A 25,690-nucleotide genomic window follows, 5' to 3' on the forward strand; every position below is an offset into this window, starting at 1 on the left:
AAAGCTCCTCATTTGGCGTCTTTGCTAACGGTATTGAGCAGGAATTTACCGATCAGGTCCTCGAGCACCAGCGACGACTGGGTGTCATGGATGGTTCCACCATCCTTGAGCAGGGCTTCTTCGCCGCCCACGCTGATACCGATGTACTTCTCGCCCAACAGGCCAGCAGTCAGGATAGATGCAGTGGAGTCATTCGGCAGGTTATCTACGCGCTTTTCCAGCTGCATCGTCACTCGACCGGTGAAACTGTCGCGGTCCAGATCGATCGCCGTGACCTTGCCGATGGTCACACCGGCCATGGTCACTTTAGCTCTGACCGTCAAACCGGCGATATTGTCGAAATACGCATAAAGTTTATAAGTATCGTTGGTTGCGCTCGGGGACAGGCCACTCACCCGCAACGCCAGCAACAGCAAAGCCAGGATGCCAGCCAGCAAGAAAAGGCCGACACCGATTTCCAGGGTGCGGTTTTGCATCAGAAATCTCCAAACATCAAGGCGGTCAGAATAAAGTCCAGGCCGAGTACCGCCAACGAGGCGTATACAACGGTCTTGGTAGTGGCACGACTGATCCCCTCGGATGTGGGCTCGCAGTCATAGCCTTGGAATACGGCGATCCAGGTCACGACAAAAGCGAAGACAATGCTTTTGATGATGCCGTTCAGCACATCGTCGGCAAAGGTCACGCTGTTTTGCATGTTCGACCAGTAGGAACCTTCATAGACACCCAGCCAGTCGACGGCCACCCACGAACCGCCCCAGATACCCACCACGCTGAAAATCATCGCCAGCACCGGCAGGGAAATGAAGCCGGCCCACAGGCGCGGGGCAATGATGTACTTGAGCGGGTCGACACCAATCATTTCCAGACTGGACAACTGCTCGGTGGACTTCATGTTGCCGATTTCAGCCGTCAGGGCCGAACCGGCGCGCCCGGCGAACAACAACGCCGTGACCACGGGGCCCAGTTCACGCAGCAACGTCAGCGCAACCATCTGCCCGACCGCCTGCTCCGAACCATAGCTGGACAGGATGTTGAACCCCTGCAGTGCCAGCACCATGCCGATGAACACCCCGGAGACCACGATGATCACCAGGGACATTACGCCCACCGAATGCAATTGCTTGATCAGCAGCCCGAACCCGCCGCCGATACCGCCACGGCCGAGCAAGGCATGAAACAGGAAGATCGTCGAACGGCCGAACACCGCCAGCACATCGATGCCGGAGTGGCCGAACCGGCGCACGCGCTCCAATAGTGAAATCTTGCGCATCAACGCTTCCCCAGAAGATCTGCGCGGTAATCCGTCGCTGGAAAGTGGTATGCCACCGGGCCGTCGGGTTCGCCGGTCATGAATTGGCGAATTCGCGGCTCCTGCGAGTTCATCAGCTCCTCGGGCGTGCCCTGCCCCAACACCTGGCCTTCGCCGACCACATAGATGTAGTCGGCGATGCTCGCTGTCTCGGCCAGATCGTGGGAGACCACGATGCTGGTGATGCCCAGCGCGTCGTTGAGCAGGCGGATCAGGCGCACCAGGACGCCCATGGCGATCGGGTCCTGACCGACGAAGGGTTCGTCATACATGAGAATCTGCGGATCGAGAGCAATTGCCCGGGCCAGCGCCACACGACGCTTCATGCCGCCGGACAGTTCCTCGGGCATCAGGTCGATGGCACCACGCAGGCCCACGGCCTGCAATTTGAGCAGGACGATGTCCCGGATCATTTCTTCCGGAAGCTCGGTATGAACGCGAAGCGGAAAGGCGACGTTCTCGAACACATCGAGATCGGTAAACAGTGCGCCGCTCTGAAACAGCACGCCCATGTGCTTGCGAGCGTCGAACAAATCGCTGCGCGACAGCTTCGGCAGGTTTTGACCGTTGACCCAGACTTCGCCCTTGGTGGGACGCAGCTGTGCGCCCATCAAACGCAGCAATGTGGTCTTGCCACACCCGGAAGGCCCCATGATGCCGGTGACCTTGCCGCGTGGAATACGGATATCGACGTTATTGAAAATGCTGCGCGAACCGCGCTTGAAGGTCAGTCCCTTCAGCTCGACCGCGTAGGCGTTATCGGCACTCATCTAAACTCCTTGCGATGCAGCCTCTCACTCGGACGCCTGACTTTCTGACGAAAGCACATACCTCCCGGGCAGGCCGAACTGGCGGCGAACTATATCACTGCAAAGGCCAAGCGCCCAAGCGCCAAGCCGGGCCATGTTCAGCAACATGACAGGCAAAAAGCTTTCACTCGGAGGGTTTCGGTAACAGGGAATGACAAAGCGCGACGAACTTGCGTGAGGGTTTCGATCATTACCGCTATAATCGCCGCCTTTTCATCAGGCTATACGATTTCTGACATGAGCCAATCCAGCGACCTGATTCAATCAGCACAACGCACCATCCGCCTCGAACTGGAAGCCGTAGAAGGCTTGCTGCCCCACATCGACGCAGATTTCGTACGCGCTTGCGAGATGATTCTGGCCAGCAAAGGCCGCGTAGTCGTGGTCGGCATGGGCAAATCAGGGCACATCGGCAACAAGATCGCGGCCACCCTGGCCAGCACCGGCACCACGGCGTTTTTCGTGCACCCGGCCGAAGCCAGTCACGGCGACATGGGCATGATCACCCGCGACGACATCATCCTGGCCCTGTCGAACTCCGGTTCCACCAACGAAATCGTGACCCTGCTGCCGCTGATCAAGCGCCTGGGCATCAAACTGATCAGCGTGACCGGCAACCCCGACTCACCGCTGGCCAAGGCTGCCGAGGTCAACCTCAACGTGCACGTCGAGCATGAAGCCTGCCCGCTGAACCTGGCGCCGACATCGTCGACCACCGCGGCGCTGGTCATGGGCGACGCCCTGGCCGTTGCGCTGCTGGAAGCCCGCGGCTTTACTGCTGAAGACTTCGCCTTTTCCCACCCGGGTGGCGCGCTGGGCCGACGCCTGCTGTTGAAAGTGGAAAACGTCATGCACGCCGGGCAGGAGCTGCCGCAAGTCCAGCGCGGCACCTTGCTCAAGGACGCGCTGATGGAAATGACCCGAAAGGGTCTGGGCATGACCGTGATCCTGGAAGCCGACGGCAAACTCGCCGGGATCTTCACCGACGGCGATTTGCGCCGCACCCTGGATCGCAGCATCGACATCCACAGCGCGACGATCGACCAGGTCATGACCGCTCACGGCAAGACCGCCCGCGCCGAGATGCTCGCGGCCGAGGCCCTGAAAATCATGGAAGACCATAAAATCAACGCGCTGGTCGTGGTCGATAGCGAAGACCGCCCGGTCGGCGCCTTGAACATGCACGATTTGCTGCGTGCGGGAGTAATGTAATGAGCACGGACCTGCTGCAACGCGGCAAACAGATCAAACTGGCGGTATTCGACGTCGACGGCGTCCTGACCGACGGACGCCTGTACTTCCTTGAAGACGGCAGCGAATTCAAGACATTCAATACGCTCGACGGCCAGGGCATCAAGATGTTGATGGCAGCGGGCGTGCAGACGGCTATCATCAGCGGCCGCAAGACCCCGGTGGTCGAGCGACGGGCGAAGAACCTCGGTATTCCCCACCTTTATCAGGGCCGTGAAGATAAACTGGTGGTGCTTGACGAGCTTCTCGCACAGCTCAATCTAAGCTATGAACAAGTCGCCTACCTCGGCGACGACCTGCCAGACCTGCCGGTGATCCGCCGCGTTGGCCTGGGCATGGCGGTGGCCAATGCCGCCAGCTTCGTGCGTGAACACGCCCACGGCATCACCCAGGCCCGTGGTGGCGAGGGTGCCGCTCGCGAATTCTGCGAATTGATCCTGCGCGCCCAGGGCCGCCTCGATGCGGCCAACGCCGCGTACCTGTGAGCCAACTATGCTGAGCAAGAAATTTCGCAACATCCTGATGTTCGGTTGCATCGCAGCGATATTTGCTGCGGTCGGCTACTGGAACATCAGCCCGGAGCGCTTCCTCGACAAGCCTGTGGCAAAGGTCGATGAAAGCGAAATCGACTACTACGCGATCAACGCGCACAGCGTCCAGTTCCTGCCGGATGGCAAACTGCAATACGAAATGACGTCCGACAAGGTTGAACACCTGAAGGCGACCGAAGTGACGCTGCTGACCAACCCGGACCTGAACCTGTTCCGCGGCACCCAGTTCCCTTGGCATGTCCAGAGCGAACACGGCGAGGTCAACCCGGACGGCACCCAGGTCGAACTGATCGACTCGGTGCGCATCACGCGTTTCGACGAGAAAAACCGCAAGACCCTGATTACCACCACCCGTATGACCGTGTTCCCGCAACAGCAATATGCGCAGACCGAGCAACCCGTTAGAATCGACGGCGCTGGCGGTGTATCGACTGGCAAGGGAATGAAAGCGTATTTGAAAGAAAGCAGGATACACCTGCTATCGAACGTAAGAGGACAGTATGAGGCTCGTTAAAACTCTCCCTATTTTGCTCGGTCTGAGCGCAGCACTGGGAAGCGTGAGCGCCTGGGCTCTGCCGAACGATCAACAGCAGCCGATCCGCATCCAGGCCGACGACGCCCAACTGGACGACAAGAACGGTATTGCCACCTATAAAGGTGACGTGATCATCACCCAAGGTTCGATGATCGTTAAAGGCAATACTGTGACCATGACCCGCACCCCTGCGGGCGACATCGACGTGGTGACTTCGGTGGGCAACCTTGCCTATTTCGAACAGCTGCAAACGGCGGGCGACACCAAGCCGGTTCAGGGCTGGGGCGTCACCATCCAGTACCACGCCTCGCAAGACCGCGTTGTGCTGATCGATCGCGCCAAAGTTGTCGATAAGGACGGTAACGTCACCCAAGGCGAGAAAATCGTCTACGACACCAACAAAAAGCTTGCCAGCGCAGGCCGTGCCACGGGCACCAATGTGACCGAGTCGCGTCCGCGTATCGACATGGTTATCCAGCCGAAAAAGAAAACCGACGAGCAAAAGGCCCCGTAATGGCAACTCTGAAAGCTCAGCATTTGGCCAAGAGCTACAAGAGCCGTCAGGTCGTGCGCGACGTCAGCCTGTCTATCGACAGCGGTCAGATCGTCGGCCTGCTTGGCCCTAACGGCGCCGGTAAAACCACCTGTTTCTACATGATTGTCGGCCTGGTTCAGGCGGATCAGGGTCGCGTACTGATCGATGATCTGGACGTCAGCCACCAGCCGATGCACGGTCGTGCGAAGGCCGGTATCGGCTATCTTCCGCAAGAAGCGTCGATCTTCCGCAAACTCTCGGTCGCCGACAACATCATGGCGATCCTTGAGACCCGCAAGGAACTCGACAAGGCCGATCGCCGCAAGGAACTGGAAAGCCTGCTGCAGGAATTCCACATCAGCCACATCCGCGACAGCCTCGGCATGAGCCTGTCCGGTGGCGAGCGCCGCCGCGTGGAAATCGCCCGGGCACTGGCCACCAACCCGAAATTCATCCTCCTCGACGAACCGTTCGCCGGCGTGGACCCGATTTCGGTGGGCGACATCAAACAGATCATCTACCACCTCAAGGCCAAGGGCATTGGCGTGCTGATCACCGACCACAACGTCCGTGAGACGCTGGATATCTGCGAAACCGCCTACATCGTCAACGATGGCCAACTGATCGCCGAAGGTGATTCGGCCACCATCCTGGCCAACGACCTCGTGAAAGAAGTCTATCTGGGCCATGAGTTCCGCCTGTAAGCACTAAGGTGTCTGGCTGGCTGCCCGAGCGCTTGTCTCGATAAAAAATCAATACTTTTTTATTGTTACAGCGCTCTAGGCAAACGCTACGGTTTCGGGCATATAATTTGCTTATGTTTGGCGCTTCGGCGCCCTGTAGTGGATGGCGCATGTGCGCCGGCGAATAAGGTGTTTAGCCCCTGCCATGAAACCATCGCTAGTCTTGAGAATGGGCCAGCAGCTGACGATGACACCGCAGCTGCAACAGGCCATCCGCCTGCTCCAATTGTCGACCCTGGACCTGCAACAGGAAATCCAGGAGGCCCTGGAGTCCAATCCGATGCTCGAACGCCAGGAAGAAGGCGACGACTTCGATAACGCCGACCCCTTGGCCGACAAAGCCGAACAGCAACCCAACGCCGACGTTTCAGAACCCTCCTATCAGGAAACCGCCCCGACGGTGGACAACCTCGAGGAAGGTGACTGGAACGAGCGCATTCCCAACGAACTGCCCGTCGACACCGCCTGGGAAGACGTCTACCAGACCAGCGCCAGCAGCCTGCCGAGCAACGATGACGACGAGTGGGATTTCACCACCCGTACATCCGCCGGTGAGAGCCTGCAAAGCCACCTGTTGTGGCAACTGAACCTGGCGCCGATGTCCGACACCGATCGCCTGATCGCCGTGACCCTGATCGATTGCATCAACAATCAGGGTTACCTGGACGAAACCCTCGAGGAAATCCTCGAAGCCTTCGATCCGGAACTCGACATCGAACTGGACGAGATCGAAGCCGTCCTGCATCGCATCCAGCAATTCGAACCCGCCGGCATCGGCGCCCGCAACCTGGGTGAATGCCTGCTGCTGCAATTGCGCCAACTCCCTGCCAAGACACCTTGGCTGGCCGAGGCCAAGCGCCTGGTCACCGATTACATCGACCTGCTCGGCAGCCGCGACTACAGCCAGCTGATGCGCCGCATGAAGCTCAAGGAAGATGAACTGCGCCAGGTGATCGAACTGGTTCAGAGCCTCAACCCGCGCCCCGGCTCGCAGATCGAATCCAGCGAAGCCGAGTACGTCGTCCCCGACGTGATCGTGCGCAAGGACAACGAGCGCTGGCTGGTCGAGCTGAACCAGGAATCGGTGCCACGGCTGCGGGTCAACGCCCAATACGCCGGTTTTGTGCGCCGCGCCGACACCAGTGCCGACAACACCTTCATGCGCAATCAGTTGCAAGAGGCCCGCTGGTTCATCAAGAGCCTGCAAAGCCGCAACGAAACCCTGATGAAAGTTGCCACCCAGATCGTCGAGCATCAGCGTGGTTTTCTGGAATACGGCGACGAAGCGATGAAACCGCTGGTGCTGCATGACATCGCCGAAGCGGTGGGCATGCACGAGTCGACGATTTCCCGCGTAACCACACAAAAATTCATGCATACCCCCCGGGGCATATATGAGCTGAAATACTTTTTCTCCAGCCACGTCAGCACCTCCGAAGGCGGTGAATGCTCGTCCACGGCGATCCGCGCGATCATCAAAAAACTGGTTGCCGCGGAAAATCAGAAAAAGCCGTTGAGTGACAGCAAGATCGCTGGTTTACTGGAGGCACAAGGCATTCAGGTGGCTCGCCGCACCGTCGCCAAGTACCGCGAATCCCTCGGGATCGCGCCTTCGAGCGAACGCAAGCGGTTGATGTAGAGCCACGCCACAGCGTTCCAGTGGTAGATCATCTGGTCTACCGCTTTATGCACTGGCAACGAAGGAGAAGCTGTATGCAAGTCAACATCAGTGGACACCAACTGGAAGTGACCGAACCTCTTCGCACCTACATCGGCGAAAAACTCGAACGGTTAGAGAGGCATTTCGACAAGATCACCAACGTGCAGGTCACGATGACGGTCGAAAAGCTGAAGCAGAAAATCGAAGCCACGCTGCATATTCCCGGCAATGAAGTGGTCGCCAACGCGGAACATACCGATATGTACGCGGCGATCGACGCATTGACCGACAAGCTGGATAAACAACTCAAAAAGCATAAGGAAAAGACCCAGAGCCTCCTCCAGGGCGCGACCGGTCGTTAACACTCCCAACCCATGATCCGACTTGAAAGCATCCTGACCCCCGGCCGTTCCCTCGTGAACGTGCCGGGCGGCAGCAAAAAGAAAGCCCTCGAGCAAATTGCCAACCTGATCGCCCGGGAAGTGCCGGATCTGGAGATGCAAGATGTCTTCGAGGCGTTGATTGCCCGTGAAAAACTCGGCTCGACCGGTTTTGGCAACGGCATCGCTATCCCTCACTGCCGGCTGAAAGGTTGCACCTCGCCCATCAGCGCCTTGATGCACCTGGACGCCCCCATCGATTTCGACGCCATCGACGGTGCTCCGGTTGACCTGCTGTTCGTCTTGCTGGTCCCCGAAGCCGCTACCGATGCGCACCTTGAATTGCTCCGCCAGATCGCCAGCATGCTCGATCGCAAGGAAGTCCGCGATCGCCTGCGTAGCGCCCCGAGCAATGAAGCCTTGTATCAGGTTGTCCTGGACGAGCAAAACGGGCACTAATCATGCGCTTGATCATCGTCAGTGGCCGTTCCGGCTCAGGTAAAAGCACCGCGCTCGATGTTCTCGAGGACAACGGCTATTACTGCATCGACAACCTGCCCGCCGGGTTGTTGCCGGAACTGGCCGAACGCGCGCTGGTCCACACCGAACTGCCACAGCCGCTGGTTGCCGTCTCTATTGATGCGCGCAACCTGCCGAGCCACCTGAGCCGGTTTCCGGAACTGCTCGAAGAAGTTCGCAGCCGGCATATCCAGTGCGACGTCCTGTACCTGGACGCCGACGAAGAAACCTTGCTGAAGCGTTTTTCGGAAACTCGCCGTCGTCACCCGCTGAGCAGCGCCAACCGCTCGCTGGCCGAGGCAATCAACGACGAAACCAGCCTGCTCGGGCCGATTGCCGACCTCGCCGATCTCAAGGTCATCACCACCAACCTGAACCTGTACCAGCTGCGCGATACCATCAAGTTGCGCCTGCTGAACCAGCCGGAACCCGGTACTGCGTTTTTGGTGGAGTCGTTCGGATTCAAGCGCGGCATGCCGGTGGACGCCGATCTGGTGTTCGACGTGCGCTGCCTGCCGAACCCCTATTGGAAACCCGAGCTACGTGATCAGTCCGGGCTTGATGAACCGGTTGCCACGTACCTGGCCGCCCAACCGGACGTCGAAGAGATGTTCCAGGACATTTCCACGTACCTGCTCAAATGGCTGCCGCGCTTTGCCGCCAGCAACCGCGCTTATGTCACCATTGCCATCGGCTGCACCGGCGGGCATCACCGCTCCGTCTATCTGACCGAACGTCTGGGTCAGGCCCTGCAAAAAACCCTGAAGAACGTCCAGGTCCGCCACCGCGACCTCAGCTAAAGGATTCACATCGCGATGCCTGCTCTGGAAATCGAAATCATCAACAAGCTGGGTCTGCATGCCCGTGCTTCCGCCAAATTCGTTGGTGTCGCCGGCGAGTTCAAAGACTGCACGATCAGAGTCGGACGAACGCCGGAATCAACGGTCGACGGCAAAAGCATCATGGCAATGATGATGCTCGCTGCGGGCAAAGGCACCAAAATCTATATCAGCACCGAAGGCGAAGACGAGCAAAGAGCGCTGGATGCGCTGACAGACTTGATCAACCGCTACTTCGACGAAGGCGAATAACGCTCGCCTAGGCGAGCGCTGTATCCATCACCATCATCAAACAAAACCCGATCAGCAGCCCAAGGCTGGCCAGCTTGTCGTGACCATGGCGGCGCGACTCGGGAATGACTTCGTGCGTGACCACCAGCAACATGGCCCCGGCCGCGAGCGCCAGGCCCAACGGCAACAGCAATTCGGCCAGGCTCACCAGCCAGGCGCACAACAGTGCGAAGACCGGCTCGACCAAGCCTGATGCCGCCCCGATCAGGAACGCCTTGACCCGCGACATCCCTGCCCCGGCCAACACCAACGCAATGACCAATCCTTCCGGCACATCCTGCAAGGCGATGCCCATGGCCAGGCTGTCGGCGTCGGGCATGCCGCCACCCGCCGAGACACCGACCGCCATGCCTTCGGGAATGTTGTGGGCAATGATGGCAAACACGAACAACCAGATCCGTGGCGCAATGACCGGCCGCTTCAGCGTGCCGACGAGCATTTCCGGTGAAGCGCCGGAAACCTTTCGATCCACCAGATACAGCCCGAACGCGCCAAGCATGATGCCGAAACTGATCAAACCGCTGGCCGCCCAGGGTGTCAGCCCCAGGCTTTCAGCGGCGGCAATGCCTGGCACGATCAGCGAAAACGCCGTCGCCGCGAGCATCACCCCGGCACCGAAGCCGAGCAGCGTATCGCTGACCGCCTGGGGCATGCGTCGAATCACCAGCACCGGCACCGCGCCCAAGGCTGTGCCCAAGGCGCAAATGGCCCCGCCCTGCAACGCACGCAGCAGTTTCGGCTCAAGATCCAGCCACGCGAGCCCATGCGCAACCAACAGGCTCATGCCCGCCAGTAGTAACAGCGACCCAAACGCGTAACGAAACATTCGTCCACTTCCGATCGCCAGTGTTTCAGTGCCCATAGCCCGCCCAGGATTGTTTTTATAGAAGACTTAAACCAGTGCAGCCTGATAGCGCGCAGCGACTTCGGGCCAATTGATCACGTTGTAAAAAGCGTTGATGTATTCCGGCCGGCGGTTTTGATACTGCAGGTAATAGGCATGCTCCCAGACATCCAGCCCCAGAATCGGCGTATTGCCATTCATCAAGGGACTGTCCTGGTTGCCGCTGCTTTCAACGACCAGCGTCTTTTGCGGCGTCACACTCAGCCAGGCCCAGCCACTGCCGAAACGGGTCAGCGCGGCTTTGGTGAAGGCCTCCTTGAAACGATCGAGGCCGCCCAACTGGTCTTCGATGGCCTTGGCCAGTTCACCGTCCGGCTGACCGCCGCCGTTGGGCACCATCACTTCCCAGAACAGCGAGTGGTTGGCGTGACCGCCGCCCTGATTGATCACCGCCGCGCGGAGCTTTTCCGGCAGTTGCTGGACTGCTGCCACCAGTTTTTCCACCGGCCACTCGGCGAACTCGGTGCCTTCGACAGCCGCGTTGAGGTTATTGATGTAAGTCTGGTGATGCTTGGTGTAGTGGATTTCCATGGTCTGCGCATCGATGTGCGGTTCCAGGGCATCGTAGGCGTACGGCAAGGCAGGCAAGCTAAAAGCCATTTCAGTGGACTCCATGATGTAGAGACGCAGGGGGCGACGCGGCATCGACGTGCAGCAAACGATGAGTGCGCGGGTATTCGCCATGCTCGCTGATGAAATTCAGCAGTTCGACGTAGGTTTTGCTGCTCTGACGCAGTGCGGCTTCACGCAATGCGGGCGCCAGTCGCGGGTCCTGCATGGTCTTCAACAAGCGCTGGTGGATGGCGCACAGGTATTCGGCACTCTCCTCCGGCTGGTTCAGACGCAAATGCAGGTCCGCGAGGTTGTGATGGGAAATGACGCAGGCCGCCACCGCTTCGTCGGCATCCGCCCAGCGCTCGAACAACACCTGGGCCAGGGCCAATGCCTGCAAGTAAGCCTCGCGGGCATCGACGTATTCGCCCAGCATGAAACAACGGTTTGCCCTTTCGATCGTGCGTTTCCAGTGCTCCATGGTGAGCCTCCAAAGCGGTTGCGGTGATTACACGCCGCCTGCGGTGAGCTTTTCCGGATTGAGCAACTCTTCCAGTTGGCTGCGCGACAGTTCGGTGTGCTCCAGAGCGACATCGATCACCGGCCGGCCTTGCTGATAAGCCTTCTTGGCGATCTCCGCAGCTTTTTGGTAACCAATGATCGGGTTGAGTGCCGTGACCAGAATCGGGTTGCGCGACAGCGCTTCCTTGAGCCTGGCTTCGTTGACCTTGAAACTGGCGATAGCCTTTTCACCCAAGAGGTGGCTGGAGTTGGCCAGCAATTCGATGCTGCTCAACAGGTTCTGAGCGATGATCGGCAGCATCACGTTCAGCTCGAAATTGCCCGACTGACCGGCGATGGTGATCACCGTGTCATTGCCGATCACCTGGGCGGCGACCATCGCGGTGGCTTCCGGGATCACCGGGTTGACCTTGCCGGGCATGATCGACGAGCCTGGCTGCAAGGCTTCGAGTTCGATTTCACCGAGGCCGGCCAGCGGGCCGGAGTTCATCCAGCGCAGGTCGTTGGCGATTTTCATCAGCGAGACAGCGGTGGTTTTCAGCTGCCCGGAGACCGCAACGGCGGTGTCCTGAGAGCCGATCAGTGCAAACAGATCGGTGCCCGGCGTGAATTGCACCTGAGTCAACTTGCTCAGTTGCTGGCTGAAAAGCCCGGCAAATTGAGGGTGCGCATTGATACCGGTTCCCACCGCCGTGCCACCCTGAGCCAGGGATTGCAGGCTCGGCAGCAGATCCTGCAGATGGCCGATGTTGGCTTTGAGCTGTTGCGCCCAACCGTTGAGCACCTGGCTCATGCGCACCGGCATCGCATCCATCAAGTGGGTGCGACCGGTTTTGACGTGGTGGTGAACCTCTTCAGCCTTTTGCTCGATCACCTGCACCAAGCGCACCAATGCCGGCAGCAATTGCTCATGCAATGCCAGCGCAGCGCTGACGTGGATGGTGGTCGGGATGATGTCGTTGCTGCTCTGCCCGCAATTGACGTGATCGTTGGGGTTCACCGGCTCGCCAAGCAGTCGGCTCGCCACCGTGGCAATCACTTCGTTGGCGTTCATGTTGGAACTGGTGCCGGAACCGGTCTGAAAGATATCCACCGGGAAGTGCTGCATGAAGTCGTCCTTGAGCAAACCCAACGCCGCTTCGACGATGGCATTGCCCTGGGATTCGCTGATCTGCTTGAGTTCGATATTGGCCCGAGCGGCAGCGGCCTTGGCTAGGATCAGCGCACGGATGAACTGCACGGGCATCGGCTTGCCGCTGATCGGGAAGTTATTCACCGCACGCTGGGTCTGTGCGCCGTAGAGGGCGTCCACCGGGACCTGAAGCTCGCCCATGCTGTCGCGCTCAATACGTGTCTTGGTCATCAGAAAATCCTTGCACCAGTTCTATGAGAGGAATCGAAGGCTGCAACTCGCAGGTCGCCAGTTGCCAGGTGTAGCTTTGCCAGCGCTTGAGGCGGCATTTGCACAGAGAGAGGCGTTCGAGTTCGCGCAACGGGCGCCATGCCTGGTCCAGGCAATAGGTTCGCCAGTGCCAGGGCAGCGCGACGTCTGCGGCGGTGTCGAGCAATAAACGGAAAGAGGTTTCAGCGATGGTCCAGGGTGAAGTCGCCGTGCAACACGCCAGATACCTGCCTTCGGCCAGGTAGTGGTCGATCAGGCGCGGCTCGTCAGGGTCCATCCCGCAACGGATCTGGCGACTCATCCAGCGCCAGCTTTCGAGGTAAGGCTGCTCGTGCAAGGCAGAACTCATGATCCGGGGCTCATTCGGTAATGAGATTTATTATTAGATGATAATGAGAACCAACACAAGCCCGAGCATGGTCCCTTGTAGGAGCCGGCTTGCTGGCGATTGCGATCTGGCATTCAACATCGATGTCGACTGATTGACCGCAATCGCCAGCAAGCCGGCTCCTACAGGTGTGTTATGCGGGCACAAAAAAAGGCGCGCCACCCGATGGGTGGCGCGCCTTTTGTGTAACGGTCGCGGGTTAGCTGCCGGCGACTGTCATCCGCTCGATCAGCACCGAACCCGTGCGAATGTTGCTGCGCAATTCCAGGTCGTTACCCACCGCAATGATCTGTTTGAACATGTCACGCATGTTGCCGGCGATGGTCACTTCCTGGACGGCGAACTGGATTTCGCCATTCTCGACCCAGTAACCCGCCGCGCCACGGGAGTAATCGCCCGTGACCATGTTCAGGCCCTGGCCCATCAGCTCGGTGACCAGCAAGCCACGGCCCATGCGGCGCAGCAACGCCGCCTGATCTTCATCGCCATGGGTGACGAACAGGTTGTGCACGCCGCCGGCGTTGGCCGTGCTCGGCATGCCGAGTTTGCGACCGGAATAGGTGCCGAGGATGTAGGACACCAACTCGCCTTTTTCGACGAACGGTTTGGCGTAGGTCGCCAGGCCATCGCCGTCAAACGCCGAGCTGCCCATTGCACGCATCAAATGCGGACGCTCATCGATGGTCAGCCATTCCGGGAACAGCTTCTGACCCAAGGTCCCTTCAAGGAACGACGATTTGCGATACAGACTGCCGCCGGAAATCGCCGAAAGGAAACTGCCGAACAAGCCACCGGCCAGCTCAGCGGAAAACAATACCGGTACTTCACAGGTCGGCACCGGACGCGCGCCCAGTCGGCTCGCCGCCCGCTGCGCGGCACGCTGGCCGATGCTCGCCGGGTCAGCCAGCAAGTTGCCCTGGCGATTGACGTCGTACCAGTAATCACGCTGCATCTGGCCGTCGGCTTCGGCGATCATGACGCAGCTCAAGCTATGACGAGTCGATGCATAGCCGCCGATAAAACCGTGGCTGTTGCCGTAAACGCGGCAGCCCTGATGCGTGCTGAGGGTGGTGCCGTCGGCGTTCTTGATCCGGCTGTCGGTGGCAAATGCCGCAGCTTCACAGCTCAGGGCCATCTCGATGGCTTGTTCCGGTGTGATGTCCCACTGATGGAACAGGTCGAAATCCTGCAGATCCTTGGCCATCAGCGCGGCATCCGCCAGGCCGGCGGCTTCGTCTTCGGAGGTGTGTTTAGCGATGGCCAGCGCCGCAGCGACGGTTTCACGAATCGCTTCAGGACCACTGGCCGACGTGCTGGCCGAGCCCTTGCGCTGCCCGACGTACAAGGTGATGCCAAAGCCCTGATCGCGGTTGAATTCGACGGTTTCGACCTCGCGCTGACGCACCGATGTGGACAGGCCCTGCTCCAGGGACACCGCCACTTCACAGGCACTGGCGCCCTGACGCTTGGCTTCAGCGATGATCTGCTCGACTTGTTCTTGCAGTGCCGGCAACGCTTGTGGGCCGACGCTTTCAACTGCACTCATGCTGTTCTCCACTCAAATTCTGCTTTCGGTAAAGGCCTTCGAGCGACCGGGCCGGACAAGCGGCCCCCGACTGGTTATCATGGCGGCGTTTCTTTGCGGACGGCCACCATGGTTGATTCTTACGACGACTCCCTCGATACGGGAGAAAAAAGCAAATCCCAGGTTAAACGCGAGCTGCATGCTCTGGTTGACCTCGGCGAACGCCTTACAACGCTCAAGCCTGACTTGCTGGCAAAACTCCCGTTGACCGACGCTCTGCGCCGGGCTCTGGGCGATGCGCCCAAGCACACCGCGAATATCGCGCGTAAACGGCACCTTATGTTCATCGGCAAACTGATGCGCGATCAGGACACTGACGCCATTCTGACTTTGCTCGATCAACTCGATGCCTCCACCCGGCAGTACAACGAACGTTTCCATGGCCTGGAACGCTGGCGCGATCGCTTGATCGCGGGCGACGATGCAGTCCTGGAGAAGTTCGTGTTCGACTACCCGGAGGCTGATCGCCAGCAGTTGCGCTCCCTGATCCGTCAGGCCCAGCACGAACTGGCGACCAACAAGCCACCGGCATCGAGCCGTAAAATCTTCAAGTACATCCGTGAGCTGGACGAGACTCAACGCGGTCTGCGTTGAATCTCTTCTCGGGTGAGTCGCCACGCGGCTCACCCGAAGCTCCATCCCTTACGATCCTGTACCACCCACAGTGATCGCATCGATTTTCAGCGTTGGCTGGCCGACACCCACCGGCACCGACTGCCCATCCTTGCCGCACGTGCCCACGCCGCTGTCCAGCGCCAGGTCATTACCGACCATCGACACCTTGCTCATCGCTTCAGGCCCGTTGCCGATCAACGTCGCGCCTTTGACCGGCGCCGTAATCTTGCCGTCTTCGATCAGGTACGCCTCGCTGGTGGAGAACACGAACTTGCCGCTGGTGATGTCCACCTGACCGCCGCCAAGGTTGGCGCAGTAGATGCCGCGCTTCACCGAGGCGATGATTTCCGCCGGATCGCTTTCGCCCGCCAGCATGTAGGTATTGGTCATGCGCGGCATTGGCAGGTGCGCGTAGGACTCACGGCGACCGTTGCCGGTGCGGGCGACGCCCATCAGGCGCGCGTTGAGTTTGTCTTGCATGTAGCCTTTGAGTACGCCGTTTTCGATCAGCGTGGTGCACTCGGTCGGGGTGCCTTCGTCGTCGACGCTCAACGAACCGCGACGACCGGCCAGCGTGCCGTCATCGACGATGGTGCAGAGCTTGGACGCAACCATCTCGCCCATACGGCCACTGTAAGCGGAGCTGCCCTTGCGGTTGAAATCGCCTTCCAGACCGTGACCGACCGCTTCGTGCAACAGCACACCGGACCAGCCCGAACCCAACACCACCGGCAACGTACCGGCCGGTGCCGGAATGGCTTCGAGGTTGACCAGCGCCTGACGCAACGCTTCACGGGCGTAGCCCATGGCGCGGTCGTCGCTGAGGAAATAACGGTAATCGGTACGTCCGCCGCCGCCATGGCCGCCGCGCTCGCGGCGACCGTTCTGCTCGACGATGACGCTGACGTTGAAGCGCACCAGCGGCCGCACATCCGCCGCCAGGCTGCCGTCGGTGGAGGCCACCAGAATGCGCTCCCAGACGCCGGCCATGCTCACCGTGACTTGCTGAATACGCGGGTCGAGAGCGCGAGTCGCGACATCGATGCGTTTGAGCAGTTCGACTTTCTCGGCGCGGGTCATCACTTCCAGCGGGTTGTCCGGCCCGTACAACTGGGCGACGTCCTGGGTGGTGAAGGCCTGCACCGTGCCGTTCTGCCCGGCGCGGGAGATCGAGCGCGCAGCACGGGCCGCAGCGCCAAGGGCTTCGAGGGTAATGGCATTGCTGTAGGCAAAACCGGTTTTCTCACCCGATTGCGCGCGCACGCCAACGCCCTGGTCAAGGTTGAAACTGCCTTCCTTGACGATGCCGTCTTCCAGGGCCCAGGACTCGGAAATCTGCCCCTGGAAATACAGGTCGGCGGCATCGATGCCCGGGCCGGCCAGATCGCCGAGCACACCTTGCAGGCTTTCGATGGTAACGCCGCCGGGCGCCAGGAGGTGTTCACTGACTGAGGACAACAACTCGCTCATATGCTTTACGCCTTAAATTCATCGTTCTGAGGCAGGTCGCCGGGCGCCCTGCGAGAAAAAGCGCCGGTGACTGGACACCGGCATCCGCGCCCGGATGGACGCCTGTTCGCTGCTATCGCGTTCGGCCAGCAGCACGGCCTCGCCTTGATCCTGTTGCGCCAGCACTCGACCCCACGGGTCGACAATTGCGGCATGCCCCCAGGTTTCTCGCGGCCCCGGATGCGTTCCACCCTGGGCAGCCGCGAGCACATAACACTGGGTCTCAATGGCCCGCGCGCGAATCAGTACATCCCAATGCGCCGCACCGGTCACCGCAGTAAAGGCCGACGGCGCGGTAATCAACTCCGCCCCGGCAGCGCGTAATTCGCTGTACAGCTCCGGGAAGCGCAGGTCGTAACAGACCGTCAGGCCGACTCGACCGACGGGCGTGTCCACGACCACCACGTCACTGCCATAAGCATAGTCATCGGACTCACGATAACGCCCACGGTTGTCCGCCACGTCCACGTCGAACAAGTGCAGCTTGTCGTAGCGTGCCACCGTTTCGCCCTGATCATTGACCAGCAGCGAGCAGGCATGCACTTTCGCCGCTGGCTGATCCGCCGGCGGCAACGGCAATGTGCCGGCCACTATCCATAACTTGAGGTCGCGGGCGGTCTGTTTCAACCAGGGCAGGATCGGACCTTCGCCCAACGCTTCGGCGCGGCCGATGTCAGCGATGTCGCGTCGGCCCATGGCGGCGAAGTTTTCCGGCAGCACGGCAAGCTTTGCGCCCCCGACGGCCGCTTGCTCGAGCAGCCGACGGGCCTGGGCCAGATTGGCCAGCACGTCGCTCTGGCTGACCATTTGAATCACCGCTACAGACATGGCCTTCCCTTTACCTGGAAATCAATAGATACCCCGTAGGAGCGAGGCTTGCCCGCGAAAGCGTCGTTCCTGACACACCTCGGTGGGTCGGTTCGCGGGCAAGTCGGGTCGCCGCATCGCTCGCTCCTACAGAGATTAGCGTCGGAGCATTAGAGCCTAGGGCCATGCTACTCCATAGGCTTGGGGAGTGGCTTTTCAAAAAGGTTTGTCGAAGGTGATTTTCGGCTCTTTCCACGGGCCTTTGACGGTGTATTTCACGCTGGCGAAACGTGCCACGCGGTCACCGATCAGCTTGTCGATCAGGAACAGCGCCCCACCGATGGCCGGTGCACCGACAATCAGCGCGGCAATCGGCAAGTTGTTGGTAACCGGCAAGGTCACCAGCAGTTTCGCATCGATCTGATCACCCACCAGGTCCAGCGTGCCATTGAGCTCGACATTGCTCGACGGACCGGTCAGCAGAATCGGCTCACGGGTCACGTAAACGCCGTTGGTCCCGACCAGCAAGCCTTTGACCCGGTCGTAACTCAAGCCTTTGCCAAACAGATCGGAGAAGTCCAGCCGCAAGCGCCGGCCGATGGAGTTGAAGTTGAGCAGACCAAATACCCGCAACGCCTGAGCGCCACCCTCGACTTCAACGAACTGGCCTTTATTCAGCGACGCATCAAGCGTCCCGGAGAAGCGCTTGGTGGCCAGCCAGGCCGGTGAACCGGGCCAGCGACCGTCGACATCCATATGAAACTCTTCGCTGGTGACACTGGGCGCAAAGCCCCAGCCTTTCAGCACATCCGCCAGATTTTTGCCGCTGACCCGGCCCTTGTACCAACTGGTGGAAGCACCAGGCGCGCCTTCCCAGCCGCCGCTGCCCTGCAACAGAAGGCCCTTGAGGCCCAGATCCAGCGTATTGAGCGCGATGCCTTTGGCGGTCGGACGCACTTTCAGCGACCAGCCCCCGACCAGATCCTGCCCCTGGAACAGTTGATTGATGGTGATATCCAGCGCCGGGATCTTCGTCGGATCCACGGAGGCCAATGGATCCGGCGAATTTTCATCGGCCAAAACCGTTGGGTCCGGTGCCGGCAAACGCACGTATTGCAGATTGATCGCAATCGGTGCGCCTTTCGCATCGGGGATACCGGCGGTGCCCTTGACCTGTTGGCTGTCGAGTTGCAGGGCCCACGCACTCGGCTTGCGGTTCAACTGCACCGAGGCCTGATCAAGCGTGGTACCGATGCCGCTGAGCTTGCCGACCTTGAAATCCGCACCGCTGAGCAACTGCTTGGCGCTGCCGCCCGGATCCTGGCCGGCATACTTGTCCACCAGATCCTTCCACGGGCCGACATCCAGCTCCGACAGCACGCCGCGCACCCGCAGGCCTTTGCCGCCTGGCAATACGGCATCGCCACCACCGAGGAACAGTTCACCGCGACCGTCGGCAAAACTGCCGGCCGGCGCTGCAAACGTGAAGCTGGCCAATTCGCCGTACTTGACCCAGTAACGCCGTTCCGGCCCTTGCAGGGTCATGCGGAACGTCGTGTCACGCCCCACATCGGCCGCCATGCCGAACGGGGCCGGCAAATCGACGGCCACACCTTTGAGGCTGGAATTGACCATCAACTGGCTGTCTGCGCCATCCAGGTTCAGTTGCAACTGATACGGGATCAAACCAGAGACCGGCAACGGCTGCGTGACACTCAGCCAATCAGTCAGCTTTTTGACCTCGACCTGGCCGGAAGCGGTGACGCGCGTCTTGATGTCGCCTGGACTGCCATCGGCGAAAATCTGTGCGGTGACGGGTTTGTCAAAGGCACGAGCGGTGATGTTCTGCCCACTCAAGCCTTTGGTGCTGTCGAAGCGGAAATCGCCCTTCAACTGAGTCAGTTCAAGGACTGGCTCGGCCAGTTTCAAGCGCGCCTTGGCGGTCTTGAAGTCGACGAGGATATTCGGCTGTTCGCCTTTGGCCAGCGGAATATCCAGTTTCAGCTTTCCCTTCAGCTCGCCCTCGCCTTCCCATCCGGCGAAGGTGGCGGCGGTGCCGATCGGCGCTTCCTGGAGAATTTTCAGGCCATCGCCCAACCCGCCAGCGAAAGCGCCATCGAGCAACAGGTGAGGGTTTTGCCCGGCGGGCGCGTGGGGAATATTGACGTAAATATCGCTGACTTGTGTGTCGAGCAACTGACCTTTGCTGGCCAGAATCCGCACGCCACTGTCTTCGATGAACACGTCGCCAGTGACCTTGCTGACATGCGGCCAACCCGGCTGGAACGCCAGCTCGGCATCGTGAACCTTGAAGAACAGGCTGATGCTGCGCGCGGTGTCGGCGGCGCCATGGTTCAGCGAGCCTTGATACTGGAAGAAGCCCTGGTCCACCGCGCCCTTGAGAATCGCCGTACGCAACCATTCGTCCAGCGCCGGGCTGAGCACTTCGGGCAGGTACTTGGCGGTGTACTTGCCATCGCCCTCCACCAGGCCGACCCGCAGGTCCATGTAGTCTTCCTGGGTGTGATCGAAATGCAGGCGGATCAGGAAGTCGCCGGCAATCTTGCCCTCTTCGCCCAGCACCTTCAGGTACGGCGCGATCAGGGTGAAACCTTCTTTGTCGAGCTTCCAGGTCAAACGGGCGTTGGCCTGAATGTATTGCCATGGCTTGGCGAATATCGGGTCCAGGTGCAGGGAAAAATCCTTGCTGTCCATGCGCAGTTCGCCGTGACCCAGATCACCGCTGATGCTGCCGCTGACATTCCGTGCTGCCGGGGCACCGTGATAGGCATCAAAGCCGACCCGGTCGAGGTTGGCGGCAAAACTGACCTTGCTGTCGTCGGTGGCGTTGGGCCGGATGTCGACCAGCACGTTACGCAAACCACCCGTCACCTTGAGCCGCTCGACGGCGGTGGCGAGGCCTTCGGGCAATGGCCCCAAGGCATTCAGCAGCGGAGTCAGCGGGGTGAGGTCGAGGCGGTCGGCTTGCAGATGCCAGAGCTCTTCGGTCGTGTCGGTGGCCAGGCTCTGTTTGAGTTGCAGGTGCGATTCCCAGCGGGTCTCACCGAAGTTCATGGACAGCGAGTCCACCGTCACCAGAAAGCCTTCAGCACTGCGCTGGAAATAACTGTTGAGCGCCAGGTTGTTGATCTGGATCGGCTTGCGCTCGGCGTAGGCGCCCTTGAGTTGCGGCGCGTTCAAGCGGATCGCGGCGCTTTGCAGAGCGCCCTTATCCCAGTTGACCCAGAGTTCGCCACCGGCCTTGATCTCGGAAAAATTCCATTGCTGGGTCACACGCTCGGGCAGCCATTTCGACCAGTCGCTTTGCGGCAGGCTCAGGTACGCATCCGCTGCACCGTCCTGCCACTGACTGGCGCTAATGCGGGTGCGCACGCTCATGGCGACCGGCTGGCCGTCGGGCAGGGTCAGCCGTGCGTCGAGTCGCTGCCGGGAGACGCCGGTTTTCAGATTCAGGCCAACGTAGGTCAAGGTCAGCGGCGGGTGATCCAGTGGCTGCAAGGTCACTTGGCTGTCGAGCACCGACAACTGCTGGACCATCTGCATGCGATTGAGCAGTTGTTCCGGATCCAGCGGCTGATCCTGCTGCACCGGCAAGCCTTCCAGCGCCCAATGACCGTCCTCGCCTTCCTTGAGGCTGATCTTCAGACCGTTGAGTTCCAGATGAGCGATGCGCAGTTCACGGGCCGCCAGGCTGGCCCAGAGGTCCGGCACCGCGCGCACCTGATCCAGACGCAGGGCATTGGCGCCCTCGCCGACCATCACGTCGTGAGCCAGCAGAATCGGCGCGAAGCCACTCCAGTTGCCTTCCAGCTCACCTATATGCAGCGGCATGCCCAGGGCAGCGCCGGCTTTGGTTTCGACTTCGGCCCGGTACTCGGCCACCAGCGGCGCCAGCTCGCGACCGAGACTGACGTAAAGCGCCATCATCACCAAAGCCAACGCGCACAGGCCCAGACCCCAGCGGGTCAGTGCGGCCAAAATGCGTGTCAGACGGTCCATGTCAGTTGGCTCCCATGGCAAAATTACTGCAAAAAGCTGAGGCCAGCTGTTCTAGTCGGGTTGAAACACAGCGATTCAGAGCAGCACCACGTCGTATTGTTCCTGGGAATACATGGTTTCCACCTGGAACCGAATGGTGCGTCCGATAAATCCTTCCAGCTCGGCGACGTTGCCCGACTCTTCATCGAGCAAGCGGTCGACGACTTTTTGGTTCGCCAATACACGATAGCCTTCCGCTTGATAGGCGCGAGCCTCACGGAGGATTTCGCGGAAAATTTCGTAGCAGACCGTTTCCGGTGTCTTGAGCTTGCCGCGCCCCTGGCAACTGTTGCACGGCTCGCACAGTACTTGTTCGAGACTTTCGCGGGTGCGCTTGCGGGTCATCTGCACCAGGCCCAACTCGGTGATGCCGATAATGTTGGTCTTGGCGTGGTCGCGCTCCAGTTGTTTCTCCAGCGTGCGCAGCACCTGACGCTGATGCTCTTCGTCTTCCATGTCGATGAAGTCGATGATGATGATCCCGCCCAGGTTGCGCAGGCGCAGCTGGCGAGCAATGGCGGTCGCGGCTTCGAGGTTGGTCTTGAAGATGGTTTCTTCAAGGTTGCGATGACCGACGAACGCCCCGGTATTGACGTCAATGGTGCTCATGGCTTCCGCCGGGTCCACCACCAGGTAACCGCCAGACTTCAGCGGGACTTTGCGCTCGAGGGCTTTCTGGATTTCGTCTTCGACACCGTACAGGTCGAAGATCGGCCGCTCGCCGGGATAATGCTCCAGGCGATCAGCGATTTCCGGCATCAGTTCGGCCACGAACTGCGTGGTTTTCTGGAAGGTTTCCCGGGAGTCGATGCGGATCTTCTCGATCTTCGGGCTGACCAGGTCGCGCAAAGTGCGCAATGCCAGGCCAAGGTCTTCGTAAATCACGCTCGGCGCGCTGATGGTTTTGATCTGCTCGTTGATCTGATCCCAGAGCCGGCGCAGGTAGCGGATGTCCATGAGGATCTCATCGGCCCCGGCGCCTTCGGCGGCGGTACGCAGGATGAAACCACCGGCTTCCTTGATGCCTTCCGTGGCCACGCAATCGGTGACCACTTGCTTGAGGCGCTCGCGCTCGGCTTCGTCTTCGATCTTCAGGGAAATGCCGACATGCGCGGTACGCGGCATGTACACCAGATAACGCGAAGGTATTGATAGTTGTGTGGTCAGGCGTGCGCCTTTGGAACCGATCGGGTCCTTGGTGACTTGCACGACCAGGCTTTGGCCTTCATGAACCAGGGAGCTGATGCTTTCGACCGCAGGGCCTTCGCGCAGGGAAATTTCCGAGGCATGAATGAACGCAGCGCGGTCCAGACCGATGTCGACGAACGCCGCCTGCATGCCCGGCAACACCCGCACGACCTTGCCTTTATAGATGTTGCCGACGATACCGCGTTTTTGCGTGCGTTCGACGTGGACCTCTTGCAGGACACCGTTTTCAACCACCGCCACGCGCGATTCCATCGGCGTGATGTTGATCAGGATCTCTTCACTCATGGCAGGGTCTCGTTCAGGCATGTTCACGATAATGGCCGCATCTTGTCAGTACGACGCTCAGCGCGCGTTAAGGGTTTGCCAACAGGGTATGCCGAAATGGCCAAGCAGCTCAGCGGTTTCGCACAGCGGCAGCCCGACCACCGCCGAGTAGCTGCCATTGAGCCCGGCGACAAACACCGCGCCCAGTCCTTGAATGCCATAGCCACCCGCCTTGTCCCGAGGTTCGCCGCTGGCCCAGTAGGCTGCCGCTTCATTGAGATCAATGGGGCGAAAACGCACCAGGCTGCGCACAACACGAGACTCGCAGCGCTCACCGTCAAGCACGGCAATGGCGGTCAGCACTTCATGTTCTTGTCCTGCCAACATCATAAGCATGGCGCACGCGTCGGCTTCGTCCACCGGTTTGCCGAGAATTTTGCCGTTGAGCACTACGGCGGTATCAGCGCCCAGCACGCAAAAATCGGCGTCGGACACGACCGCACCACGCCCGGCTTCAGCCTTGCCGCGCGCAAGGCGCTCGACATAGGCCGACGGCGATTCATGGTTCAAAGGGGTTTCATCGATGTCCGCGCTGATGGCGGAGAACGGCACGCCGATCTGCGTAAGCAGCTCACGCCGACGCGGCGAGCCTGAGGCGAGGAATAGCTGTTTCATCAAGACATCTCCCTTGTCATGGTGTGGGCAAATGCCTGACCGAATCAGTTAATTTTGTAACGTCGACGCAGACCGCGCAAACCGAAGCTGATCCACGGCCAGAGCAACGCGCTGACCAGTGCCGGCAAGACCAGCGCCAGCGTTGGCTGACGATTGCCGGTCAGGGCGCTGAGCCACAGCTGAACAAGCTGCGCGAGGCCGAAGATCACCAGGATCACCAGGCTCTGTTGCCACATCGGGAACATCCGCAGCCGCTGTTGCAGCGACAGCACCAGGAACGTGATGAGCGTCAGGATCAACGCGTTCTGGCCCAGCAGCGTGCCGTAAAGCACATCTTCGGCCAGGCCCAGGCACCACGCGGTGACCATGCCGACTTTCTGCGGCAGGGCCAACGCCCAGAACGCCAGCAGCAAGGCGAGCCATAGCGGGCGAAGGATTTCCATGAATTGCGGCAGCGGCGAAACGCTGAGCAACATGCCGATGGCGAACGTCAGCCAGATCATCCAGCCATTTCGGGAGGCGGTAGCACCGACCATTATTCTCTTCCCCCAGTGGTAGCCGGTGCAGAGACAGGCGGTTTGGCAGCGGGCTTAACGACAGCGGGTTGTGTCGCCGGTGGTTTGGCGGCGGGTGCAGTCGCGGGCGGCTTGGCGGCGGCAGGGTGTGCGGCAGCGGGTTTGACCGGGGTTGTGGCAGCAGGCTTGGCCGGGGTCGCAGCAGGTGCAGTCGCTGGAACGGCGGCGGCAGCAGCAGGTGCAATCACCGCAGCAGGTTTCGGCACGGTGGCGGGAATGATTGGCCCGCCGCCTTGCGCATCGAGGTTTTCCTGAGCCTGAGCGGCGTCATTTGCACGCTCTTCCGGTGTACGCGTATCGCTGAACACCAGCAACAGGTAACGGCTACGGTTCAAGGCAGCGGTCGGCACGGCGCGGACAATGGCAAATGGCTGGCCGGAATCGTGAATCACTTCCTTGACCGTCGCCACCGGGTAACCCGCCGGGAATCGCTGGCCGAGACCGGAGCTGACCAGCAAGTCGCCTTCCTTGATGTCCGCCGTGTCGGCCACGTGACGCAGTTCCAGACGTTCCGGGTTGCCGGTGCCGCTGGCAATCGCTCGCAGTCCGTTACGGTTCACTTGCACCGGGATGCTGTGGGTGGTGTCGGTGAGCAACAGCACACGGGAGGTGTACGGCATCAACTCGACCACCTGGCCCATCAGGCCACGGGCATCGAGCACCGGCTGACCGAGGACCACACCGTCGCGCTCACCTTTATTGATGATGATGCGATGGGTGAAGGGGTTGGGGTCCATGCCGATCAACTCGGCCACTTCGACCTTCTCGTTGACCAGCGCGGAGGAATTGAGCAACTCGCGCAGCCGAACGTTCTGCTCGGTGAGGGCGGCAAGCTTTTGCATGCGACCCTGCAGCAGCAGGTTTTCGGTCTTGAGTTTTTCGTTTTCGGCGACCAGCTCGGTACGGCTGCCAAACTGGCTGGCCACACCTTGCCATAGCCGCTGCGGCAGGTCGGTGATCCAGTAAGACTGCATCAGCACCAGCGACATCTGGCTACGCACTGGCTTGAGCAGTGTGAAGCGGGCATCGACCACCATCAGCGCGACCGATAGCACGACCAGCACCAACAAGCGCACGCCCAGTGAAGGCCCTTTGGTGAAAAGCGGTTTAATAAGCCGCTCCTCCCAGGCAAATGTTTTCTTTATTCATACGGCAGACCGGCCTGGATACAGACTGACAGAAGGTAAACGCAAACAGGC

Annotated in this window: 27 protein-coding genes; 11 read left to right on the top strand and 16 right to left on the bottom strand. The window is 60.2% G+C overall.

All coding sequences use genetic code 11. The annotated features are described in order from the left end of the window. Nucleotides 1-8: 8 nt before the first annotated feature. From mlaD to KGB25_RS08615, 3 genes are read right to left on the bottom strand one after another with little or no spacing between them, the layout of a single operon-like run. Nucleotides 9-476, bottom strand: coding sequence for an outer membrane lipid asymmetry maintenance protein MlaD (gene mlaD / locus KGB25_RS08605; RefSeq protein ID WP_008026930.1), 468 nt, complete (start codon nt 474-476; stop codon nt 9-11). Continuing rightward, entirely contained in the window at nt 476-1,273 is a 798-nt protein-coding gene (mlaE, locus tag KGB25_RS08610) for a lipid asymmetry maintenance ABC transporter permease subunit MlaE (RefSeq protein ID WP_008026928.1), read from the bottom strand. The genes mlaD and mlaE overlap by 1 nt, the downstream gene beginning before the upstream one ends. After that, a complete protein-coding gene (locus KGB25_RS08615; protein WP_008026926.1) occupies nt 1,273-2,082 on the bottom strand; it encodes an ATP-binding cassette domain-containing protein in 810 nt (269 codons plus the stop codon). Before KGB25_RS08615 ends, mlaE begins: the two co-directional genes overlap by 1 nt. A gap of 276 nt (nt 2,083-2,358) precedes the next feature. Between KGB25_RS08615 and KGB25_RS08620 the strand changes: the two genes are divergently transcribed. The 10 genes from KGB25_RS08620 (at nt 2,359) to KGB25_RS08665 (ending at nt 9,386) form a co-directional block, all read left to right on the top strand. After that, a complete protein-coding gene (locus KGB25_RS08620; protein WP_008026924.1) occupies nt 2,359-3,333 on the top strand; it encodes a KpsF/GutQ family sugar-phosphate isomerase in 975 nt (324 codons plus the stop codon). After that, the gene (locus KGB25_RS08625) at nt 3,333-3,857 is read left to right on the top strand and encodes a KdsC family phosphatase (RefSeq protein WP_008037377.1); all 525 of its coding nucleotides are present in this window, start codon (nt 3,333-3,335) and stop codon (nt 3,855-3,857) included. Before KGB25_RS08620 ends, KGB25_RS08625 begins: the two co-directional genes overlap by 1 nt. 7 nt (nt 3,858-3,864) lie before the next feature. Then, nucleotides 3,865-4,437, top strand: coding sequence for an LPS export ABC transporter periplasmic protein LptC (gene lptC / locus KGB25_RS08630; RefSeq protein ID WP_008026921.1), 573 nt, complete (start codon nt 3,865-3,867; stop codon nt 4,435-4,437). Next, a complete protein-coding gene (gene lptA / locus KGB25_RS08635) occupies nt 4,424-4,972 on the top strand; it encodes a lipopolysaccharide transport periplasmic protein LptA (RefSeq protein ID WP_008026920.1) in 549 nt (182 codons plus the stop codon). The genes lptC and lptA overlap by 14 nt, the downstream gene beginning before the upstream one ends. Continuing rightward, on the top strand, nt 4,972-5,697 hold the full coding sequence (lptB, locus tag KGB25_RS08640) for an LPS export ABC transporter ATP-binding protein (protein WP_008026918.1): 726 nt from the start codon (nt 4,972-4,974) through the stop codon (nt 5,695-5,697). The genes lptA and lptB overlap by 1 nt, the downstream gene beginning before the upstream one ends. Nucleotides 5,698-5,881: 184 nt before the next feature. Further along, on the top strand, nt 5,882-7,375 hold the full coding sequence (locus tag KGB25_RS08645; protein ID WP_032828652.1) for an RNA polymerase factor sigma-54: 1,494 nt from the start codon (nt 5,882-5,884) through the stop codon (nt 7,373-7,375). Nucleotides 7,376-7,449: 74 nt separating this feature from the next. Then, nucleotides 7,450-7,758: a ribosome hibernation-promoting factor, HPF/YfiA family gene (gene hpf / locus KGB25_RS08650; protein ID WP_007941242.1), complete on the top strand. Its 309-nt coding sequence runs from the start codon at nt 7,450-7,452 to the stop codon at nt 7,756-7,758. Nucleotides 7,759-7,770: 12 nt separating this feature from the next. After that, a complete protein-coding gene (gene ptsN, locus KGB25_RS08655; RefSeq protein WP_008026914.1) occupies nt 7,771-8,235 on the top strand; it encodes a PTS IIA-like nitrogen regulatory protein PtsN in 465 nt (154 codons plus the stop codon). A 2-nt stretch (nt 8,236-8,237) separates the two neighbouring features. Continuing rightward, nucleotides 8,238-9,095 carry an RNase adapter RapZ gene (gene rapZ / locus KGB25_RS08660; RefSeq protein ID WP_008037390.1) on the top strand — a complete coding sequence of 286 codons (858 nt, stop codon included), beginning with the start codon at nt 8,238-8,240 and terminating at the stop codon, nt 9,093-9,095. 15 nt (nt 9,096-9,110) lie between these two features. Continuing rightward, nucleotides 9,111-9,386, top strand: a complete 276-nt coding sequence (locus tag KGB25_RS08665) for an HPr family phosphocarrier protein (protein WP_008037392.1) — start codon at nt 9,111-9,113, stop codon at nt 9,384-9,386. Nucleotides 9,387-9,393: 7 nt separating this feature from the next. Here the strand turns inward: KGB25_RS08665 and KGB25_RS08670 are convergent, their stop codons facing one another. The 6 genes from KGB25_RS08670 to pmbA form a co-directional block, all read right to left on the bottom strand. Next, nucleotides 9,394-10,287, bottom strand: coding sequence for a ZIP family metal transporter (locus tag KGB25_RS08670; protein WP_223434784.1), 894 nt, complete (start codon nt 10,285-10,287; stop codon nt 9,394-9,396). Between the two features lie 30 nt (nt 10,288-10,317). Beyond that, nucleotides 10,318-10,929 (bottom strand): superoxide dismutase, encoded by a 612-nt coding sequence (locus tag KGB25_RS08675; protein WP_008026904.1) that lies wholly within the window; start codon nt 10,927-10,929, stop codon nt 10,318-10,320. 1 nt (nt 10,930) lies between these two features. After that, the gene (locus KGB25_RS08680; protein WP_008037399.1) at nt 10,931-11,362 is read right to left on the bottom strand and encodes a hypothetical protein; all 432 of its coding nucleotides are present in this window, start codon (nt 11,360-11,362) and stop codon (nt 10,931-10,933) included. A gap of 27 nt (nt 11,363-11,389) precedes the next feature. After that, complete coding sequence (locus KGB25_RS08685) at nt 11,390-12,766, bottom strand: class II fumarate hydratase (RefSeq protein WP_223434785.1); 1,377 nt, start codon at nt 12,764-12,766, stop codon at nt 11,390-11,392. Then, on the bottom strand, nt 12,747-13,154 hold the full coding sequence (locus KGB25_RS08690) for a hypothetical protein (protein WP_008026896.1): 408 nt from the start codon (nt 13,152-13,154) through the stop codon (nt 12,747-12,749). Before KGB25_RS08690 ends, KGB25_RS08685 begins: the two co-directional genes overlap by 20 nt. Nucleotides 13,155-13,392: 238 nt before the next feature. Next, complete coding sequence (pmbA, locus tag KGB25_RS08695; RefSeq protein WP_207285276.1) at nt 13,393-14,739, bottom strand: metalloprotease PmbA; 1,347 nt, start codon at nt 14,737-14,739, stop codon at nt 13,393-13,395. A gap of 108 nt (nt 14,740-14,847) precedes the next feature. Between pmbA and yjgA the strand changes: the two genes are divergently transcribed. Continuing rightward, nucleotides 14,848-15,372 carry a ribosome biogenesis factor YjgA gene (yjgA, locus tag KGB25_RS08700; protein ID WP_192227729.1) on the top strand — a complete coding sequence of 175 codons (525 nt, stop codon included), beginning with the start codon at nt 14,848-14,850 and terminating at the stop codon, nt 15,370-15,372. 48 nt (nt 15,373-15,420) lie between these two features. Here the strand turns inward: yjgA and tldD are convergent, their stop codons facing one another. The 7 genes from tldD to mreC form a co-directional block, all read right to left on the bottom strand. Continuing rightward, a complete protein-coding gene (gene tldD / locus KGB25_RS08705) occupies nt 15,421-16,863 on the bottom strand; it encodes a metalloprotease TldD (protein WP_008037402.1) in 1,443 nt (480 codons plus the stop codon). 18 nt (nt 16,864-16,881) lie between these two features. Beyond that, a complete protein-coding gene (locus tag KGB25_RS08710; RefSeq protein WP_008037403.1) occupies nt 16,882-17,730 on the bottom strand; it encodes a carbon-nitrogen hydrolase family protein in 849 nt (282 codons plus the stop codon). Nucleotides 17,731-17,925: 195 nt separating this feature from the next. Further along, entirely contained in the window at nt 17,926-21,729 is a 3,804-nt protein-coding gene (locus KGB25_RS08715; RefSeq protein WP_008037404.1) for a YhdP family protein, read from the bottom strand. Between the two features lie 75 nt (nt 21,730-21,804). Continuing rightward, nucleotides 21,805-23,262 (bottom strand): ribonuclease G, encoded by a 1,458-nt coding sequence (rng, locus tag KGB25_RS08720; protein WP_008026884.1) that lies wholly within the window; start codon nt 23,260-23,262, stop codon nt 21,805-21,807. 57 nt (nt 23,263-23,319) lie between these two features. Beyond that, entirely contained in the window at nt 23,320-23,916 is a 597-nt protein-coding gene (locus KGB25_RS08725) for a Maf family protein (RefSeq protein WP_008037408.1), read from the bottom strand. A 44-nt stretch (nt 23,917-23,960) separates the two neighbouring features. Then, on the bottom strand, nt 23,961-24,452 hold the full coding sequence (gene mreD, locus KGB25_RS08730) for a rod shape-determining protein MreD (RefSeq protein WP_008037410.1): 492 nt from the start codon (nt 24,450-24,452) through the stop codon (nt 23,961-23,963). Beyond that, nucleotides 24,452-25,603: a rod shape-determining protein MreC gene (mreC, locus tag KGB25_RS08735; protein WP_081500181.1), complete on the bottom strand. Its 1,152-nt coding sequence runs from the start codon at nt 25,601-25,603 to the stop codon at nt 24,452-24,454. The genes mreD and mreC overlap by 1 nt, the downstream gene beginning before the upstream one ends. Nucleotides 25,604-25,690 lie beyond the last annotated feature (87 nt).

Origin of the sequence: Pseudomonas sp. BF-RE-21, assembly GCF_019947305.1 — a bacterium.
GTDB lineage: Bacteria > Pseudomonadota > Gammaproteobacteria > Pseudomonadales > Pseudomonadaceae > Aquipseudomonas > Aquipseudomonas migulae.

What these genes read in the sequence shown, in the direction of transcription:
- KGB25_RS08685 (WP_223434785.1), bottom strand. Translation starts at nt 12,766, where the DNA reads ATGACCAAGACACGTATTGAGCGCGACAGCATGGGCGAGCTTCAGGTC.
- KGB25_RS08670 (WP_223434784.1), bottom strand. Translation starts at nt 10,287, where the DNA reads ATGGGCACTGAAACACTGGCGATCGGAAGTGGACGAATGTTTCGTTAC.
- hpf (WP_007941242.1), top strand. Translation starts at nt 7,450, where the DNA reads ATGCAAGTCAACATCAGTGGACACCAACTGGAAGTGACCGAACCTCTT.
- lptA (WP_008026920.1), top strand. Translation starts at nt 4,424, where the DNA reads ATGAGGCTCGTTAAAACTCTCCCTATTTTGCTCGGTCTGAGCGCAGCA.
- KGB25_RS08690 (WP_008026896.1), bottom strand. Translation starts at nt 13,154, where the DNA reads ATGAGTTCTGCCTTGCACGAGCAGCCTTACCTCGAAAGCTGGCGCTGG.
- mreD (WP_008037410.1), bottom strand. Translation starts at nt 24,452, where the DNA reads ATGGTCGGTGCTACCGCCTCCCGAAATGGCTGGATGATCTGGCTGACG.
- KGB25_RS08615 (WP_008026926.1), bottom strand. Translation starts at nt 2,082, where the DNA reads ATGAGTGCCGATAACGCCTACGCGGTCGAGCTGAAGGGACTGACCTTC.
- rapZ (WP_008037390.1), top strand. Translation starts at nt 8,238, where the DNA reads ATGCGCTTGATCATCGTCAGTGGCCGTTCCGGCTCAGGTAAAAGCACC.
- tldD (WP_008037402.1), bottom strand. Translation starts at nt 16,863, where the DNA reads ATGAGCGAGTTGTTGTCCTCAGTCAGTGAACACCTCCTGGCGCCCGGC.
- pmbA (WP_207285276.1), bottom strand. Translation starts at nt 14,739, where the DNA reads ATGAGTGCAGTTGAAAGCGTCGGCCCACAAGCGTTGCCGGCACTGCAA.
- KGB25_RS08665 (WP_008037392.1), top strand. Translation starts at nt 9,111, where the DNA reads ATGCCTGCTCTGGAAATCGAAATCATCAACAAGCTGGGTCTGCATGCC.
- lptB (WP_008026918.1), top strand. Translation starts at nt 4,972, where the DNA reads ATGGCAACTCTGAAAGCTCAGCATTTGGCCAAGAGCTACAAGAGCCGT.
- ptsN (WP_008026914.1), top strand. Translation starts at nt 7,771, where the DNA reads ATGATCCGACTTGAAAGCATCCTGACCCCCGGCCGTTCCCTCGTGAAC.
- mlaD (WP_008026930.1), bottom strand. Translation starts at nt 476, where the DNA reads ATGCAAAACCGCACCCTGGAAATCGGTGTCGGCCTTTTCTTGCTGGCT.
- KGB25_RS08680 (WP_008037399.1), bottom strand. Translation starts at nt 11,362, where the DNA reads ATGGAGCACTGGAAACGCACGATCGAAAGGGCAAACCGTTGTTTCATG.
- yjgA (WP_192227729.1), top strand. Translation starts at nt 14,848, where the DNA reads ATGGTTGATTCTTACGACGACTCCCTCGATACGGGAGAAAAAAGCAAA.
- rng (WP_008026884.1), bottom strand. Translation starts at nt 23,262, where the DNA reads ATGAGTGAAGAGATCCTGATCAACATCACGCCGATGGAATCGCGCGTG.
- mlaE (WP_008026928.1), bottom strand. Translation starts at nt 1,273, where the DNA reads ATGCGCAAGATTTCACTATTGGAGCGCGTGCGCCGGTTCGGCCACTCC.
- KGB25_RS08725 (WP_008037408.1), bottom strand. Translation starts at nt 23,916, where the DNA reads ATGAAACAGCTATTCCTCGCCTCAGGCTCGCCGCGTCGGCGTGAGCTG.
- KGB25_RS08715 (WP_008037404.1), bottom strand. Translation starts at nt 21,729, where the DNA reads ATGGACCGTCTGACACGCATTTTGGCCGCACTGACCCGCTGGGGTCTG.
- KGB25_RS08625 (WP_008037377.1), top strand. Translation starts at nt 3,333, where the DNA reads ATGAGCACGGACCTGCTGCAACGCGGCAAACAGATCAAACTGGCGGTA.
- KGB25_RS08620 (WP_008026924.1), top strand. Translation starts at nt 2,359, where the DNA reads ATGAGCCAATCCAGCGACCTGATTCAATCAGCACAACGCACCATCCGC.
- KGB25_RS08675 (WP_008026904.1), bottom strand. Translation starts at nt 10,929, where the DNA reads ATGGCTTTTAGCTTGCCTGCCTTGCCGTACGCCTACGATGCCCTGGAA.
- lptC (WP_008026921.1), top strand. Translation starts at nt 3,865, where the DNA reads ATGCTGAGCAAGAAATTTCGCAACATCCTGATGTTCGGTTGCATCGCA.
- KGB25_RS08710 (WP_008037403.1), bottom strand. Translation starts at nt 17,730, where the DNA reads ATGTCTGTAGCGGTGATTCAAATGGTCAGCCAGAGCGACGTGCTGGCC.
- KGB25_RS08645 (WP_032828652.1), top strand. Translation starts at nt 5,882, where the DNA reads ATGAAACCATCGCTAGTCTTGAGAATGGGCCAGCAGCTGACGATGACA.